14 protein-coding genes and 1 other RNA gene are annotated in these 14,903 nt (G+C 63.1%); 2 read left to right on the top strand and 13 right to left on the bottom strand.

Annotation, left to right across the window (positions count from 1 at the left end; translation table 11 throughout):
- Nucleotides 1-3: 3 nt before the first annotated feature.
- Genes NKJ28_RS18130 through mraZ form a run of 6 tightly spaced genes read right to left on the bottom strand, consistent with a single transcriptional unit; the run spans nucleotide 4 to nucleotide 6,553 of the window.
- Complete coding sequence (locus NKJ28_RS18130) at nucleotides 4-1,437, bottom strand: UDP-N-acetylmuramoylalanyl-D-glutamyl-2,6-diaminopimelate--D-alanyl-D-alanine ligase (protein ID WP_023676768.1); 1,434 nt, start codon at nucleotides 1,435-1,437, stop codon at nucleotides 4-6.
- Nucleotides 1,434-2,888 (bottom strand): UDP-N-acetylmuramoyl-L-alanyl-D-glutamate--2,6-diaminopimelate ligase, encoded by a 1,455-nt coding sequence (locus NKJ28_RS18125; protein ID WP_352636623.1) that lies wholly within the window; start codon nucleotides 2,886-2,888, stop codon nucleotides 1,434-1,436. The genes NKJ28_RS18130 and NKJ28_RS18125 overlap by 4 nt, the downstream gene beginning before the upstream one ends.
- Before the next feature lie 54 nt (nucleotides 2,889-2,942).
- Entirely contained in the window at nucleotides 2,943-4,670 is a 1,728-nt protein-coding gene (locus NKJ28_RS18120) for a peptidoglycan D,D-transpeptidase FtsI family protein (protein ID WP_352636622.1), read from the bottom strand.
- 14 nt (nucleotides 4,671-4,684) lie between these two features.
- Nucleotides 4,685-5,062 (bottom strand): cell division protein FtsL, encoded by a 378-nt coding sequence (gene ftsL, locus NKJ28_RS18115; protein ID WP_023676771.1) that lies wholly within the window; start codon nucleotides 5,060-5,062, stop codon nucleotides 4,685-4,687.
- Between the two features lie 4 nt (nucleotides 5,063-5,066).
- On the bottom strand, nucleotides 5,067-6,098 hold the full coding sequence (gene rsmH, locus NKJ28_RS18110) for a 16S rRNA (cytosine(1402)-N(4))-methyltransferase RsmH (RefSeq protein WP_352636621.1): 1,032 nt from the start codon (nucleotides 6,096-6,098) through the stop codon (nucleotides 5,067-5,069).
- A complete protein-coding gene (gene mraZ, locus NKJ28_RS18105) occupies nucleotides 6,095-6,553 on the bottom strand; it encodes a division/cell wall cluster transcriptional repressor MraZ (RefSeq protein WP_352456172.1) in 459 nt (152 codons plus the stop codon). Before mraZ ends, rsmH begins: the two co-directional genes overlap by 4 nt.
- A 405-nt stretch (nucleotides 6,554-6,958) precedes the next feature.
- Here mraZ and NKJ28_RS18100 point away from each other — a divergent pair, with 405 nt between their 5' ends.
- The gene (locus tag NKJ28_RS18100) at nucleotides 6,959-8,074 is read left to right on the top strand and encodes a cystathionine gamma-lyase (RefSeq protein ID WP_352636620.1); all 1,116 of its coding nucleotides are present in this window, start codon (nucleotides 6,959-6,961) and stop codon (nucleotides 8,072-8,074) included.
- On the opposite strand, the gene NKJ28_RS18095 is transcribed toward NKJ28_RS18100, so the two are convergent.
- From NKJ28_RS18095 to NKJ28_RS18065, 7 genes are all read right to left on the bottom strand, one after another.
- Nucleotides 8,054-8,338: a type II toxin-antitoxin system RelE/ParE family toxin gene (locus tag NKJ28_RS18095; RefSeq protein WP_352636619.1), complete on the bottom strand. Its 285-nt coding sequence runs from the start codon at nucleotides 8,336-8,338 to the stop codon at nucleotides 8,054-8,056. The two genes, NKJ28_RS18100 and NKJ28_RS18095, sit on opposite strands and share 21 nt — an antisense overlap.
- The gene (locus tag NKJ28_RS18090; RefSeq protein ID WP_023676776.1) at nucleotides 8,335-8,610 is read right to left on the bottom strand and encodes a type II toxin-antitoxin system ParD family antitoxin; all 276 of its coding nucleotides are present in this window, start codon (nucleotides 8,608-8,610) and stop codon (nucleotides 8,335-8,337) included. Before NKJ28_RS18090 ends, NKJ28_RS18095 begins: the two co-directional genes overlap by 4 nt.
- A 151-nt stretch (nucleotides 8,611-8,761) precedes the next feature.
- An RNA gene (gene rnpB / locus NKJ28_RS18085) (RNase P RNA component class A) lies at nucleotides 8,762-9,160 on the bottom strand.
- A 59-nt stretch (nucleotides 9,161-9,219) separates the two neighbouring features.
- The gene (locus tag NKJ28_RS18080; RefSeq protein WP_352575073.1) at nucleotides 9,220-9,963 is read right to left on the bottom strand and encodes a lytic transglycosylase domain-containing protein; all 744 of its coding nucleotides are present in this window, start codon (nucleotides 9,961-9,963) and stop codon (nucleotides 9,220-9,222) included.
- 185 nt (nucleotides 9,964-10,148) lie between these two features.
- On the bottom strand, nucleotides 10,149-10,916 hold the full coding sequence (locus tag NKJ28_RS18075; RefSeq protein WP_352636618.1) for an N-acetylmuramoyl-L-alanine amidase: 768 nt from the start codon (nucleotides 10,914-10,916) through the stop codon (nucleotides 10,149-10,151).
- Complete coding sequence (locus NKJ28_RS18070; RefSeq protein WP_023676779.1) at nucleotides 10,913-11,632, bottom strand: J domain-containing protein; 720 nt, start codon at nucleotides 11,630-11,632, stop codon at nucleotides 10,913-10,915. Before NKJ28_RS18070 ends, NKJ28_RS18075 begins: the two co-directional genes overlap by 4 nt.
- Before the next feature lie 197 nt (nucleotides 11,633-11,829).
- Entirely contained in the window at nucleotides 11,830-12,036 is a 207-nt protein-coding gene (locus NKJ28_RS18065) for a hypothetical protein (RefSeq protein ID WP_023676780.1), read from the bottom strand.
- 181 nt (nucleotides 12,037-12,217) lie between these two features.
- Here NKJ28_RS18065 and NKJ28_RS18060 point away from each other — a divergent pair.
- Nucleotides 12,218-14,903: hydantoinase/oxoprolinase family protein (locus NKJ28_RS18060; RefSeq protein ID WP_352636617.1), on the top strand; the 2,686-nt coding region annotated here is incomplete at its 3' end.

The following is a 14,903-nucleotide window of genomic DNA, read 5'->3' as shown; positions in this document are numbered from 1 at the left end:
ATCCTAGGTCTGTCTGCTGGTTGTGGCTTCCGCCGGAAACTTGCCGAGCAACGCCTCGACCAGCTTTGAAAAGCCTATGCCCTTCGACGATTTGATCATAACCACGTCGCCGGGCTTCAATTCCGATAGAAGAACCGGTTTCAGATCTTCCGCACCGGCGCGGTACTCCGTCCTGATCTCGCCGGGCAAAACGTCGGCCAGCGCCCGCATCTCCGGGCCGCCGAGAAAGACCGTGCGCGTGTCGGTGCCGACGATCAGACCGGCAAGCGCGGCATGCAATTTCGCCGAATGGCTGCCGAGCTCGAGCATATCGCCGAGCACGGCAATGCGCCTGCCTTCGCCCGACACCGGCGTCGTGTTGAGCAGTGCCATTGCAGCGCTCATCGACGCCGGATTGGCGTTGTAGCTCTCGTCGATCAGCGTGATCGGCCCGTTGGGGTGACGCAACACATAGCGCTTGCCGCGTCCGCGTTCGGGCGAAAGATCGGCCAGCGCCTGCGCAACTCTGGTGACGTCGGCGCCGACCAGATGCGCGGCACCAAGCACCGCGAGCACGTTCTGCACCATATGGCGGCCCGGCGCGCCGATCCTGGCGACAATCTCGTGCCCGCCAATCTTGGCGGTGATGACCGAGTGATCGGCATTGAGCTCGCATTTGATCAGTTTGAAGGTCGCCCGGGCATTCTCGCCGAACCCGTAGACATGCTCGACGCCGGCCTCTTTGGCCATCTTCTCCAGCAGCTTCCAGCGCGCATCGTCGCGGTTGAGAAGGGCGGCGCCACCGGGCTCCAGTCCCTCGAAAACCTCTGCCTTGGCCTTGGCGATCTCGTCCAGGTTGCGGAAGAAGCCGAGGTGAGCCGCCGCGATCAACGTTACGATGGCGACATGCGGCCGGACCATCTTGACCAGCGGCCGGATCTCGTCCGGATGGTTCATGCCGATCTCGAAGACGGCATAGTCGAAACCCTGCGGCATGCGCGCCAGCGTCAGCGGCACCCCCCAGTGATTGTTGAACGACTGGGCCGATGCATGCACCGTACCGACCGCGGAGAGAGCGTGGCGCAGTGCTTCCTTGGTGGTGGTCTTGCCCGCCGACCCGGTCACGGCAATCACCCTGGCCTTTGAGCGTGCGCGCGCGGCAACGCCGAGCTTTTCCAGAGCGACAAGCACGTCCTCCACGACGATCATCGGTGCCGTCAGCCGCCCCAGCGACGGCAGCTTGCCCTCGGCGACGATCAGCACGCCGGCACCCGCCTTGATGGCGGCGGTGACGAAATCATGGCCGTCCATAGCCTCGCCCTTGATGGCGAAGAAAGCGTCTCCCGGCTGCAGGCTGCGGCTGTCGATGGAAATGCCGGCGATGCCTTCAGGCATCGGACCGAGCGGCCGGCCATCCATGGCGGCAACCAGCGCCTCGGAGGTCCACAGATAACTCACGCTGCTTGCTCCCGCAGCGCCGAGCGAACTTCTTCATGATCGGAAAAATGCAGCGTCTCGGTGCCGATGGTCTGGCCTTCCTCATGGCCCTTGCCGGCCACGATCAGCGTGTCGCCAGCGTGAAGCATCCCGACCGCCTCGTGGATGGCCTTGCGCCGGTCGCCGATCTCGATGGCGCCAGGTGCGGCCTCCAGGATCGCGGCGCGGATCGTCTCGGGTACTTCCGAGCGGGGATTGTCGTCGGTGACGATGACGACGTCGGCCAGCCTTGTGGCGATCTCGCCCATGATCGGCCGCTTGCCCCGATCGCGGTCGCCGCCGCAACCGAATACGACGATGACGCGGCCGGTGGTAAAGGGGCGCACCGAAGCCAGCACGTTTTCCAGCGCATCCGGCTTATGAGCGTAGTCGACATAGACGGGCGCGCCGTTGGCGGCTGTCCCGACAAGGTCGAGCCGTCCCGGCGCGCCCTTCAATTTCTCCAGCGCCATTAACGCCTTGGCAACAGATGTTCCAGTCGAAATGGCGAGGCCGGCCGACACCAGCGCATTTGCAATCTGGAAGTCGCCGGCCAGCGGCAAGTCGACTTCATGGAGAACGCCGTCCGCTTCGACCTCGGCGCGCTGGCGGTGGCGCTCGTGCTCGACCCGCTTCAGCCGCAGGAAATCGCCGTGGCGGCCGACCGTCAGCACATTCAGTCCCCCTGCCCGCGCCGCCTTGATCGTCGGCTCCGACCACGGGTCGTCGGCAAAGATGACCGCCGGCGCGCCCTTCGGCAGCAGCGCGTCGAACAGACGCAATTTGGCGCGATGATAGTCCTCGACCGTCGGATGATAGTCCATATGGTCGCGGCCGAGATTGGTGAAGCCGCCGGCCGCAAGCTTGACGCCGTCGAGCCGGCGCTGGTCGAGGCCATGGCTGGACGCTTCCATCGAGGCGTGGGTGACGCCGGCCTCCGCCAGCTCCTTGAGCAGCCTGTGCAGTGCCACCGGATCCGGCGTGGTCAGCGAGCCATATTCGTTGCGGCCCGGCGCCACCACGCCGGTCGTGCCGATCGAGGCGGCGGCGAAACCCGCCTGCTCCCATATCTGCCGGGTGAATGCGGCGACCGAGGTCTTGCCGCTGGTTCCGGTCACCGCGACCATGGTTTGCGGTTGCATACCGAAAAAACGTGCAGCACTCAGGGCCAGTGCAAGGCGCGGATCGTCTACGACAAGAACCGGGACTGGCAGCCCGGCGACGGCACTGCCCTTGCCGACCACGATCGCTGCAGCGCCTCGGCTCGCGGCATCGGCTGCGTAGGCTGCGCCATCCGCCTTGGAGCCGGTGAGCGCGAAAAAGACGACGCCCCGTGTTACCTGGCGGGAATCCGACGAAATCCCTGTAGCCTCCATGTCGAAGGAAGCTGTCCCCTCGACAGGCAGGATACCGGCTAGATTTTTCAGCTTCATCGAACCCCGTTCATCGCAACAAAATAGCGCGCAGTTGCCGGCGCGCCCCAAGAATCACTGATAGGAAACCAGCGTTGCACCATTTTCATGGCTGAAATCTGGCTTCACGCCAAGCATGGAAGCCGCACGTCGGATGATGTTTGCAGCCATGATGCCCGCGTTCGAGGCGGCCGTAGCACCCATGCCGGGCTTTTCCGGCTTCGGTTCGTCGGCGATCGTAAGCACTATGTATTGCGGATCGTCCATCGGGAAAGCCGCAACGAAGGCGTTGAAATTCTTTTCCTTCGAGTAACGGCCGTTGACGACCTTCTCCGCCGTTCCCGTCTTGCCGCCCACCCGGTATCCTGGCACCCGTGCATTGCGGCCGGATCCCTTTTCAGCATTGAGTGCATAGAGATAGCGCATGCCCTCGACCGTCTTGTCGCTGACCACTTTCTTGGCCACCGCCATCGCCTGCTCCTGCGTGCGCGGCAGGAAGGTCGGGTCCATCAGATAGCCGCCATTCATCAGCGCGGCGCAGCCGACCGCTGTCTGCAGCGGCGTCGTCGACACACCGTGGCCGAAGGCGATGGTGATCGAATTGACCTGCTTCCAGACCTTGGGCTCGGTCGGCCGAGCGACTTCCGGCAGTTCGGTCTGCATCTTCTCGAGGATTCCCAGGCGATGCAGGAATTCGCGGTGTCCGTCGATGCCAACCGCTTCGGCTTCCTTGGCAGAGCCGATATTGGAGGAGTAGATGAACACTTCCGGCACCGACAATATCCGGCCCTTGCCATGGAAATCATGGATGGTTTGATGGCCGATCCTGATCGGGCGCGACGCGTCGAAACGGCTTTGCAGCGTTATCTTGCCGGAATCGAGCGCCATAGCGGTGGTGAAGCTCTTGAAGGTCGACCCCATTTCATAGAGGCCGGCCGACATACGGTTGAGCCTGTCCTTGTCCTGCGCGTTATAGGGGTTGTTCGGATCGAAATCCGGAACCGACGCCATCGCCAGCACCTCGCCGGTCTTGACGTTGAGCACGACGGCGCCCGCCGCGATGGCGTGGTACTTTTCCATGCCGGTGGCGACCTCGTCGCGCACGATATGCTGGACGCGCAGGTCGATCGAGAGCTGCACCGGCTTCAAATCCCTGGCCACCGCCAGGCCCGACGCCTGAAGGTCGCTCAAGCCTTGTTCGTCGATGTATTTCTCCATGCCGGAGATGCCCTGATTGTCGATGTTGGTGAGGCCGACAATGTAGGACGAGGTTTCGCCGGCCGGATAGAACCGGCGCTTTTCGGTGCGAAAGCCGAATCCGGGGATGCCGAGTTGCATGATGTCGGCCTGCTGCTTCGGCGTCAGTTGCCGCTGCAGCCAGACGAACCCGGCGCCGCTCTTCAGCTTGTTATATGTCTGCTCGTAGTCGATCTCGGGAAGCACCGTCGACAGCTTTTCGATCGCCTCGTCGGCATCGACGATGCGGCGCGGTTCGGCAAACAGCGACGCGGTCTTGATGTCGGTCGCCAGCACTTCGCCGTTACGGTCGACGATGTCGGGTCGCGATGCCGTCACCCGGCTCTGCGGCCCGCCCGACAGGTCGGGATTCTGGAAACCCAGATAGACCAGCCGCCCGGCAATGGTCGAATAGATGCCGAAGAACACCGCCATCGTCATGACGATGCGGGTCCTGCCCTTGCCACCGGTCGCCTTGCGGGCACCTTCGACCACGATCGATCCGCCCGCGCCGGGCTTCGAACCGCGCTTCAGCAGCCTGCCAATCTTTGGAAATCTGGCAGCCATTGGAAATCCGGTGATCATTGGACGATGCCTCCGGTCACCACGGGATCCTTGCCGCCGATATCGGCCATGCCGCCCAGCCGCTGCGATGAAAGGTCCTCGATGTTGACGGGTTTCGCCGGCAGATCGTCCAGCCCGACGATCTGGCGCGCATTGACCGGCTCGAGTCCGAGTTGCGATTTGTAGATTTCGGTGAGCTTCTGCAGGCGCGACGGCTGGGTAAGCAGGCTCCAGTCCGCCTTGAGCAGGTCGATCGTGTCCTCCTCATAACGGATCTGCGCCTGGATCTTGTGCACTGCCGCCAGTTGCTCCTCGGCCTCGCGCTTGGTCTTGTAGGTCAGGGCAGCCGCCGAAACCATGACGGCGATCAGGACTATGTCGCTGGTACGAAACACGTGCTCACCTCTCTCCCGGTCGATCGGCGCCGGGAAGCTTTGGGCCAGGCAGTTTTGGCAGGCCGAAGATCGAAAAATCGCCGGCACGCGCCGGCGCCTCTGTACGGATTGCAGTGCGCAGCCTTGCCGAGCGCGCCCGCGGATTTGCCGATATCTCGGCATCGCCAGGCGTCACGCCGCCGCCCTTCTTGGTGAAGGTGGCGGTGCGCGCCTGCGCCTCGGGCAGGTGCCGCGATCCGGTCGCTGAATCGGCTCTGTCGGCGATGAAGCGCTTGACGATGCGGTCCTCGAGGGAATGGAAGGTCACCACGACAAGCCGCCCGCCCGGTTTCAGCACGCGCTCGGCGGCAAACAGTGCCTTGGCCAGTTCGCCGAGTTCGTCATTGACGAAGATGCGCAGCGCCTGGAAAACGCGGGTGGCCGGATGGATCTTGTCTTTCGGCGCGCGACCGATATGCGTCTCGATGGCATCGGCAAGGTCGAGCGTGCGCTCGAAGGGGCGTTTTTCGCGACGGCTCTCGATCATGCGGGCGATGCGCCCGGCATGGCGTTCCTCGCCGAGAAAACCGAAGATGCGGGCAAGATCGCCCACCTTGAAGGTGTTGACGACGTCGGCGGCGCTCAGGCCCGCCTGCGCCATGCGCATGTCGAGCGGTCCATCGGCCCGGAATGAAAAGCCGCGCTCCGGCTGGTCGATCTGCATGGAGGAGATGCCGATGTCGAGCACGACGCCATCGGCACTTTCAACCTGCTCGTCGAGCGTCGAGAACGGTGCCTGGACAAGCCTGAGCTTGCCGCCGGACTGCTGTTCAAGGGCCCGCCCCGCCGCGATCGCATCCGGATCGCGGTCGATGGCGACGACCGAGGCTCCGCTTGCCAGAATGGCCTTGGTGTAGCCGCCGGCACCGAACGTGCCGTCGACGATCACCTCGCCTTTTGTCGGCGCCAGCGCCCCCAGAACTTCGGCAAGGAGGACCGGAATGTGACGGGCTGGTCCGCCAACGGCATGAACTTCATCGCCGTCGCCCGCCATCATTCCGGCCGCTCCTCGGGCTTCGTCCCCTGCCGAAGCTGCAAAAGCCGGGCGCGTGCTTCCGTCCCATAGGCGCTGAGCCGTCCCGGCTCCCAGATCTGAAAGAAATTGCCGCGGCCAACGAAGGCCACTTCCGCTGAAATGCCGGTATGCTCGCGAATGAAATCGCTCATCGTGATACGGCCGTCCTGGTCGAGCTTCAGAAACGTTCCATCGCCATGGCAGAAGAACGACATATCGTCCGCCGTCTGCAGGAACGGGTCTTCCTGGGCGATACGCTGCTCGTAGCGATCGAGCAGGTCGAGCCCACCGACATCCATCGCCGGGCGATCCAGGCAGCGTAGCGCATAAAGTTCCGAATAGCCGCGTTTCTGCACAACGGCACGGAAATGCGCCGGCACGGACACCCGTCCCTTCGCATCGATCCTGTTCACCGCGTTCGACAGAAACCGGTCCATTACGCGTTACGGCCGCTTGCGCCGCCGCACCCCTCTGCATCTTCCTGTCCGCGCCGCCCCGGCCCGGTCGACGTCCAAAACCCGCTTCGTTGTGACGGGCGAACGCAGGCAAACGCGCTGCCGCCGCGGCTGCCCGATTGGCGTACGCTTCACCCTGACACGGAACGAAGGCTTGAGTATCGGAATGGGATATCATGGGGTGTTATGGGCGTCAACGGGAACAGTCTTCAAAACGCGCCTGCCACGACTGGGGAGAGCAGCTTTGACGGCACTCCCGTCTTTATCGTCTATTAAGCCTAACGAAGCGTTTAGAGCCGTGTGGCCCAACCGGAGCCGGCTTGCTGCGGATCGCTGCCGCGCATAGCCTCGGCATCTCCTTTTCCGGTCAGTAACGAGGTTGAAACCATGTCCGAAACAGCCAAGTCGCGCGCCGCGGCACTTCCCCATCTGTATCGCGGCAGGCTTGCCAAGGGCGACCCGATCCCCTTGCCCCTGACCATGGCCGCCATCTTTCATGCGCCCGGCGACGCCACCGGCTACGATCAATATGGCCGCTTCAGCAATCCGACCTGGGATGCGGTCGAGCACATGCTGGCGCATCTGGAAGACGCCCCATGCGTCGCCTTCCCCTCGGGGATGGCTGCCATCTCGGCGGTATTTTTCGGCCTGCTCAAAGCCGGCGACCGTATCCTGCTGCCGTCCGACGGCTATCACACGACGAGGGCGCTGGCAGAGCGCTTCCTGAAGTCCTTCGGCGTCGCTTATGATGTCCGGCCAACATCGAGCTTCCTCGACGGCGGCTTCGATAGGTATCGGCTTGCCTTCGTCGAAACGCCCGCCAACCCAGGACTGGACATATGCGACATCGCAGCCGTCGCCGAGGCCGTGCATAGAGCGGGTGCGGTGCTTGTGGTCGACAACACGACGATGACGCCTTTCGGCCAGCGCCCGCTCGATCTCGGTGCAGATATCGTCATTGCCGCCGACACCAAGGCACCAAACGGCCATTCCGATGTGCTGTTCGGCCATGTCGCCAGCCGCGACGCGGACATTATCTCGAGGGTGACCGACTGGCGCGAGGCGTCGGGCGCTATCCCCGGGCCGTTCGAGGCATGGCTGGTGCATCGCGGCCTCGAAACGCTGGACGTGCGCTTCGACCGCATGTGCGCTTCCGCCGAAATGATAGCGCGACGGCTGAAAAACCATCGCGCGATCAGCGGCTTGCGCTTTCCGGGACTGGAGAGCGATCCATCGCACAATCTTGCCCGCGCCCAGATGGAGCGCTTCGGCTTTCTCATCTCGTTCGTGCTCGCCTCGGAGGACAGGGCCGAGGATTTCATCAACAATTGCGCCTTGATGCAGGCAGCGACGTCGTTCGGCGGCGTGCACACTTCGGCCGAACGGCGATCAAAAAGGGGAGATGCCGTTCCGCCCGGCTTCGTTCGCCTGTCGATCGGCTGCGAGCCGGTGGAAGAGCTTTGGCAGGCGATCGAGGCGTCGCTAGACGCAATCGGTGGCTGAATCGGCGTCGATCTTGCGCCGGCCGTGGAGGACGCGAACGATTTCGATCGCCTCTTCGACGCCGACGATCAGGTGACGGATGCCGGGCGCGATGTCTTCGCGCGGGGCACCTGAGAAGGGATAAGTGGCCACTTGCTGCCAGCGGGCTTCGATCCGATCGAGCAATCGATCGGCCGCAGCCTCGCTGTCTTGCGCAACATGAAGCCAGATCGCGATCAAATCCTCTTCCGCATTTGCGGTTCGGATGATGGGCAGCAAATTCATGCCGCGCTGTCGGGTTTCAATCGTCTCCGCGCTTCGGCCTTTATTTCGTCGATCGACGCAAACCGTCCCGGTCCGCTGTCGATCCCCTCCTGCACCAGCTTGCGCAATTCCTCGACCGTGTAGCCGAGCAGGTCGCGCCGGTCCTTCCATTGCCGCAGCGCGTCGCGGATCACCTCGCTCGCCGAGGCATATTCGCCGGCGGCGACCACGTCGTCGACCGCCGCCGCCAGTTCCGGCGATAGCGTGATGCTGCGTTTGTCAACGTGGCCCATGGCGCACTCCTGATCAATCTCTCAATGGTACGATTAAATCGTACCAATTTCAAGGATTGTCGCGCTCGGCTGCAGGGGTCGAAAGTGAATCAACGGCTGCGCCCGAAGACGCAACCTGCTGATATCAGGAGATTTCCTTTTATCGGGGAAAACTGCCAGCTGGCCTGTAAGCCGGGTTCTGTATGGCCCTCGCCCCTTACGGGGCGAGAACGTGGCGGCCATTCATCTTGGGCGCATGTTGCCATGCGCCTCACGCAACCTACCCGGACGGTGAGCCGGAAACAGCCCTCGAGGGTTTCCCCTCGCACCGCCCCTATTCGGTCTTGCTCCCGGTGGGGTTTACCGTGCCGCTCCTGTTGCCAGTCGCGCGGTGGGCTCTTACCCCACCCTTTCACCCTTGCCACGATTGGATCGTGGCGGTTTGCTTTCTGTGGCACTTTCCCTGGGGTCGCCCCCGCCGGTCATTAACCGGCACCGTGTCTCCATGGAGCCCGGACTTTCCTCACCCGCAGCCTTTCGGCTTCGCGGGTGCGGCCGCCCGGCCAGCTGGCAAGGCGTATAAAGGGGTTCAGGCCCGAAAACGCAAACGAAAAAGCAAGTTGTCGCTTGTCAGGCGGGCGCTCCAAGTGCTGCCAGCTGCACCTTGACCTTGCCGCAATAGGCTGCGGACACCGGGTTCATCCGTGTGGCGGCGTGGCCGGCATTGTATTTCAGGATCGTGCCGCAGGTCGTGCCGCCGCCGAGATCCCGCGCCATGGCAAGGTACTTCATGCCGTATTTGATGTTGGTATCGGGATCGTAGAGACCCTGAACCGAACCGCTATAGCCCATCATCCTTGCCGTCGCCGGCTTGATCTGCATCAGGCCGATCTCGCCGGCGCTGCCGACCTGGTTCGGTTGGTAGTTGCTTTCGATCTTGATGACGGCGTTGGCGAGCGACACCGGGACGCCATAGCTGGCGGCATAACGCGCAATGATCGCCGAATACTGTCCGCTGCCGCCGACTACCGCCGCCTGAGGCGCTGGCCTGCTCTTCGGAGCGACTGACGCCGTTGCCATGCGGTCGATGCGTTTGCGGCTACGCTTCACATGCTGTTTGGCGATTGTCTTTCTCGCAGCGGTTGGCCTTTTCGCGGAGACTGGCTTTTTCGTCCTTACCGCGGCCGCTTTTTCCACTTTTGCGGTGGCGGTCTTCTCTACTTTTGCACCACCCTTCGGCATGGCGGTTTTGCCGGCTGCGGCACTGAAGCCCTGATCGGCCCGCTGGCTCAGCGGTGCGCTGTTCGCCGCACTGAAGGCAAAAGTCATTACGCCGGCAGCAATGGCTGCCGTTAAAACGGTCAATTTCTGCATGTGATCCTGTTCTGTTTGATCTGCACAAAGAACTTCGCGCAGATACCCTCAATCAACATCGGAACATTTGGGGGGATAGACGTCCGACAATCTGTACGGATCGCCTTTGACGACGGAATTGGCGCCAAAGAAGGCGACGCAAGTCACTTTGAGTAACAGATTGTAATTTTTAAGCTGGCAAAAGATTATTTGAGAGAGGCTATCCTTACGGAAGCGAGCAGCCTTTCCAGCGTGCGGATCGTCGATCCGTCAGCCATGCCATCGACCAGGCGCTGCCGGAAATGCCGCTGAAATGCCTCGACCACGATTTCGGTCTGCCGGTCGAAAGTGCCGGTGATCTCGACGCCATAACCATAGAGCGCCAGCATCGACTGCAGCGCCTCTACCTCGGCGCCGGTATCGCCTGGCTTCAGCACGGCGCCGCGCCGGATCGGTGCTGCCGGCACAACATGGCCGATACCGGCAGCAAACAAGGCCTTCCATGGAAATTTCTCGCCTGGATCGACCTTTCGCCCCGGTGCCACGTCGGAATGGGCAAGCACCCGCTGCGCCGGAATGGAATGGCGCTCGACGATGCCGGCGCACAGGCCGATCACCGCGTCGATCTGCGGTTTTGGAAAGTTGCGATAGCCGAGCGTATGCCCCGGATTGACGATCTCGATGCCGATCGAACAGGAGTTGACGTCGTTCAGCCCGAACCACGAACTCCTGCCGGCATGCCAGGCGCGGTCGCTTTCCCTTACCATCTGAACAATGCGGCCGCCCTCATGGACCAGGTAGTGCGACGAGACCTCGCTTGCCGGATCGCAAAGCCATGCCTCGGCACCGGCGCCGGTAGCCATGCCGGTGTAGTGCAGCACGATCATATCGGGTCCGAGCGTCCCGCGCCGTGGTCCGAAATTCGGCGATACCCTGACCTCGGCGCTCGGCTCATCGGGCGGAAAGCCGCTCATGCGTGCCGCAGGCCCCGCTCGATCATTTCATAGGCCGCGTTGATCGCCGCCAGCCTGGTCGTCGCGATCTTGATGAATTCCTGCGGCAGGCCGCGTGCGATCAGCCGGTCCGGATGATTGTCGGAGACCAGCTTGCGGTAGCGCCTGCGGACCTCCTCGAACGGCTTCCCACGCTCGATGCCGAGCACAATATAAGGATCGGCCGCACCCAGATCGACATGCCGGGCCAGGATGCTCTGGTAATGCGCCTCATCGATGCGGAATATCTCGGCGATGCGATGCAGGAATTGGCCCTCGCGCTCATGCACCAGCCCGTCGGCCTTGGCGATGTGGAACAGCCCGTCGAGTATGTCCTCGAGCATCAGGCAGTTCGAATGGCCCGAACCGCAAAGCTGCGCCATCCGCTCGGCATAGGTCTCGAAACCGGCAATGTCGCGTTTGGCCAAATCGTAGAGCCGCGCCACATTGCGCCTCTGTTCCTTCGGCACCTCGAATATTTCCTGGAAGGCGCGCACCTCGTCTTGCGTGACGATGCCGTCTGCCTTGGCCATCTTGGCCGACAGGGCGATCATCGCCACCGAGAAGGCGACGCGCCGGCGCAGATCGGCATCGCCGGAGAAAACCGTGCGCACGGCCTCGACCACTTCGGCGACGCCTGACGACGCTGAAGATGAAACGCGTGTGACGAAGTCACCAAGGCGGTCCCAAATCGACATGGGGGCTTCATAGGGCTAACCACCCATCGCTATCAAGCCAAGACAGTGACGCAGGGGCTGGCCCAATCGATTTGGCGCAATGCCTGAGGCGGCTGGCGCCAGCGCTCACGTCGTCGCACTCGGCCGCCAGGCGCTGGCATCGTAAGCAGCAGAAAGGCCGGCCTATGAGGCCAGCCTTTCCTTGGTTGTCACATTGACTACTGAGCCGGAGCAGCCGGCGCAGGCGCCGGAGCCGGAGCCGGCTCGGCAGGCTTGTTGGCGTCAGGAGCAGCCGGCTTCATCGTCTGGTCGGATGCCGGCGGGTTGGTGCTCTGCGTCGTGGTGTTGTCGGTGCCGCTGTTGCTGCAGGCGGCAAGGCCAAGCAACGCAAGCGCCGACACCGACGCAAGAATGAGTTTCTTCATGATATCTCTCCTCTAATCACGCCTCCGTTACCGGCGGCGGTCGAGGACACAATGCGTAAGCTGCGCATGAGTTTCGTAACGTTGCATTTCTGCCTGTAACATATTCCAATCACTTGACGATTGCCGGTCAGGGCCTCGCGAGCTAACAGATCGAACAGGGAAAATCCCGGGAGCCACTGCCATGACCGCAAAATGGGATTTCTGGATCGACCGTGGCGGCACCTTCACCGACGTCATCGGTCGGGACCCGGAAGGCGCGCTCAACCCGCGCAAGCTGCTGTCCGAGAATCCCGAAGCCTATGCCGACGCTGCCATCCAGGGCATTCGCGAGCTGCTCGGCGTCCAACCCGGCGCTCCAATCCCCTCCGCTCTGATCGGCGATGTCAAGATGGGCACCACGGTTGCCACCAATGCCCTTCTCGAGCGCAAGGGCGACCGTGTGCTGCTGCTCATCACCAAAGGCTTCCGCGATGCGCTGAGGATTGCCTATCAGGCCAGGCCCGATATCTTTGCCAAGCAGATCATCCTTCCCGAACAGCTCTATGAGCGTGTCGTCGAGATCGACGAAAGGGTTCGCGCCGACGGCAGTGTCGAGCGCCTGCTCGACATTGCTTCGGTACGCCCGGCTATTGAGCAAGCCAAGGCGGATGGCATCGATGCGGTCGCGATCGTCTTCATGCATGCCTGGAAACATCCCGAGCACGAAAAGGCGGTCGCCAAAGTCTGTCGAAAGCTCGGATTCTCGCAGGTCTCGGTCAGTCACGAGGTCTCGCCGCTGATCAAGCTGGTCGGCCGTGGCGACACCACGGTGGTCGACGCCTATCTGTCGCCGATCCTGGCAAGGTATGTGCAAAGGGTTGCGGCGGAACTGGGTGCCGCGCCAATCTCCCCCCTTGTGGGGGAGATGGCTGCGCAGCAGCCAGAGGGGGTCATCTCAGAAGGCACCGCCAGAGTGTCGAACCCAGTCGAGCCGACCCCACCCGGCGGCTTCGCCGCCACCCTCCCCTCAAGTGGGAGGGAAAGCCCTCGCCTCATGTTCATGATGTCGTCGGGCGGCCTCACCGCCGCCGACATGTTCCAGGGCAAGGATGCGCTGTTGTCCGGCCCGGCCGGCGGTGTCGTCGGCATGGTCGAGACGGCAAAACTCGCCGGTTTCGGCAAAGTCATAGGCTTCGACATGGGCGGCACCTCCACCGATGTCGCCCATTACGATGGTGACTACGAGCGCGCCTTCGACACCGAGGTCGCCGGCGTGCGCATCCGCGCGCCGATGATGCGCATCCACACCGTTGCTGCAGGCGGCGGCTCGATCCTCCATTACGAGGCCGGCCGCTTTCGCGCCGGGCCGGATTCGGCCGGCGCCAATCCCGGCCCGGCCGCCTATAGGCGCGGCGGCCCGTTGGCCGTCACTGACGCCAATGTCATGCTGGGCAAGCTGCAGCCCGAGTTCTTCCCGGCTATTTTTGGACCGGGCCAGGACGAACCGCTCGACGTCCAGACGGTTCGCGAAAAATTCACCGCACTTGCCGCCGAGATCGGCGACGGCCGCTCGCCGGAAACCGTCGCCGAAGGGTTCATCACCATCGCCGTCGAAAACATGGCCAACGCCATCAAGAAGATTTCGGTGCAGCGCGGCTACGATGTCACCGAATACCTCCTGAACTGCTTCGGCGGCGCCGGCGGCCAGCACGCTTGCCTGGTCGCCGATGCGCTCGGCATGGAGGCGGTGCTGATCCATCCCTTCTCAGGCCTGCTCTCGGCATACGGCATCGGCCTATCCTCTGTATTTGCGTCACGCCAGCAGGCGCTGCTGAAGCCGCTGGCGGACAATTCCGGGCCAGCGATCGATGAACTCATCGCAACGCTGCGCAAAGCCGTCATCGACGAACTCGCCGCGCAAGGCATCAGCGAAGACGCGGTCGCCTCGAGACCGGTGCTGCAGATCCGCTACGACGGCACCGATACCGCGCTGCCTCTGAACTTCGGGCACGGCTCGATTGCGCAGGCCAAGGCGGACTTCGAACTGGCGCACAAGGCGCAGTTCGGTTTCGTCTACGACGACAAGCCGATGATCGTCGAATCGGTCGGCGTCGAGGGTACCGATACCGGCGGCACCGGCCGCGACGAAAGCGATTCAGTTGTTGAAGACATGGCCGCAAGTCCTTCCGGGAACCGGAAAATCTTTGTCGACGGCGTCTGGCGCGACGCCGGCATCTTCCCTCGCGAAACGCTGAAGCCTGGTAACAAGATCGCCGGCCCTGCTTTGATCATCGAGCCGAACCAGACCATTGTCGTCGAGCCGGGCTGGCAGGCCGAGATCACCGCCAAGGACCACGTATTGATGCGGCGCGTCGAGAAGAAGCGCCGACAGGCCGCACTCGGCACCGAAGCCGATCCGGTGATGCTGGAGGTCTTCAACAACCTGTTCATGTCGATCGCCGAACAGATGGGCGTAACGCTGCAAAACACTGCCTATTCCGTCAACATCAAGGAGCGGCTCGATTTCTCCTGCGCCGTCTTCGACCGGAATGGCGCGCTGGTCGCCAACGCACCGCATATGCCGGTGCATCTCGGCTCGATGGACCGCTCGGTGGAGACCATCATCCGGCTCAATTCCGGCGACATTCGCCCCGGCGACGTCTTTGCGCTGAACGCACCTTACAATGGCGGCACCCATCTGCCTGATATCACAGTGGTGACGCCGGTGTTTTCCCTCCCCCTTGAGGGGAGGGTGGCCGCGAAGCGGCCGGGTGGGGTCCTCGCAGAAGGCACCGCAAATGCGTCGAGCACTGCCGCAACGACCCCCTCCGGGGGGGGGGGGGGGGCCCGCCGCCGGCGCGGGGATAGAGAGAGAGCACCCCCCAGCC

The sequence above is a fragment of the Mesorhizobium sp. M0145 genome (assembly GCF_040322355.1).
Lineage (GTDB): Bacteria > Pseudomonadota > Alphaproteobacteria > Rhizobiales > Rhizobiaceae > Mesorhizobium.
Note: the sequence above shows the minus strand (reverse complement) of the source record. Positions and strands in the feature narration are given on the sequence as shown.

What these genes read in the sequence shown, in the direction of transcription:
- NKJ28_RS18125 (WP_352636623.1), bottom strand. Translation starts at nt 2,888, where the DNA reads ATGAAGCTGAAAAATCTAGCCGGTATCCTGCCTGTCGAGGGGACAGCT.
- NKJ28_RS18120 (WP_352636622.1), bottom strand. Translation starts at nt 4,670, where the DNA reads ATGGCTGCCAGATTTCCAAAGATTGGCAGGCTGCTGAAGCGCGGTTCG.
- rsmH (WP_352636621.1), bottom strand. Translation starts at nt 6,098, where the DNA reads ATGATGGCGGGCGACGGCGATGAAGTTCATGCCGTTGGCGGACCAGCC.
- mraZ (WP_352456172.1), bottom strand. Translation starts at nt 6,553, where the DNA reads ATGGACCGGTTTCTGTCGAACGCGGTGAACAGGATCGATGCGAAGGGA.
- NKJ28_RS18100 (WP_352636620.1), top strand. Translation starts at nt 6,959, where the DNA reads ATGTCCGAAACAGCCAAGTCGCGCGCCGCGGCACTTCCCCATCTGTAT.
- NKJ28_RS18095 (WP_352636619.1), bottom strand. Translation starts at nt 8,338, where the DNA reads ATGAATTTGCTGCCCATCATCCGAACCGCAAATGCGGAAGAGGATTTG.
- NKJ28_RS18090 (WP_023676776.1), bottom strand. Translation starts at nt 8,610, where the DNA reads ATGGGCCACGTTGACAAACGCAGCATCACGCTATCGCCGGAACTGGCG.
- NKJ28_RS18080 (WP_352575073.1), bottom strand. Translation starts at nt 9,963, where the DNA reads ATGCAGAAATTGACCGTTTTAACGGCAGCCATTGCTGCCGGCGTAATG.
- NKJ28_RS18075 (WP_352636618.1), bottom strand. Translation starts at nt 10,916, where the DNA reads ATGAGCGGCTTTCCGCCCGATGAGCCGAGCGCCGAGGTCAGGGTATCG.
- NKJ28_RS18070 (WP_023676779.1), bottom strand. Translation starts at nt 11,632, where the DNA reads ATGTCGATTTGGGACCGCCTTGGTGACTTCGTCACACGCGTTTCATCT.
- NKJ28_RS18065 (WP_023676780.1), bottom strand. Translation starts at nt 12,036, where the DNA reads ATGAAGAAACTCATTCTTGCGTCGGTGTCGGCGCTTGCGTTGCTTGGC.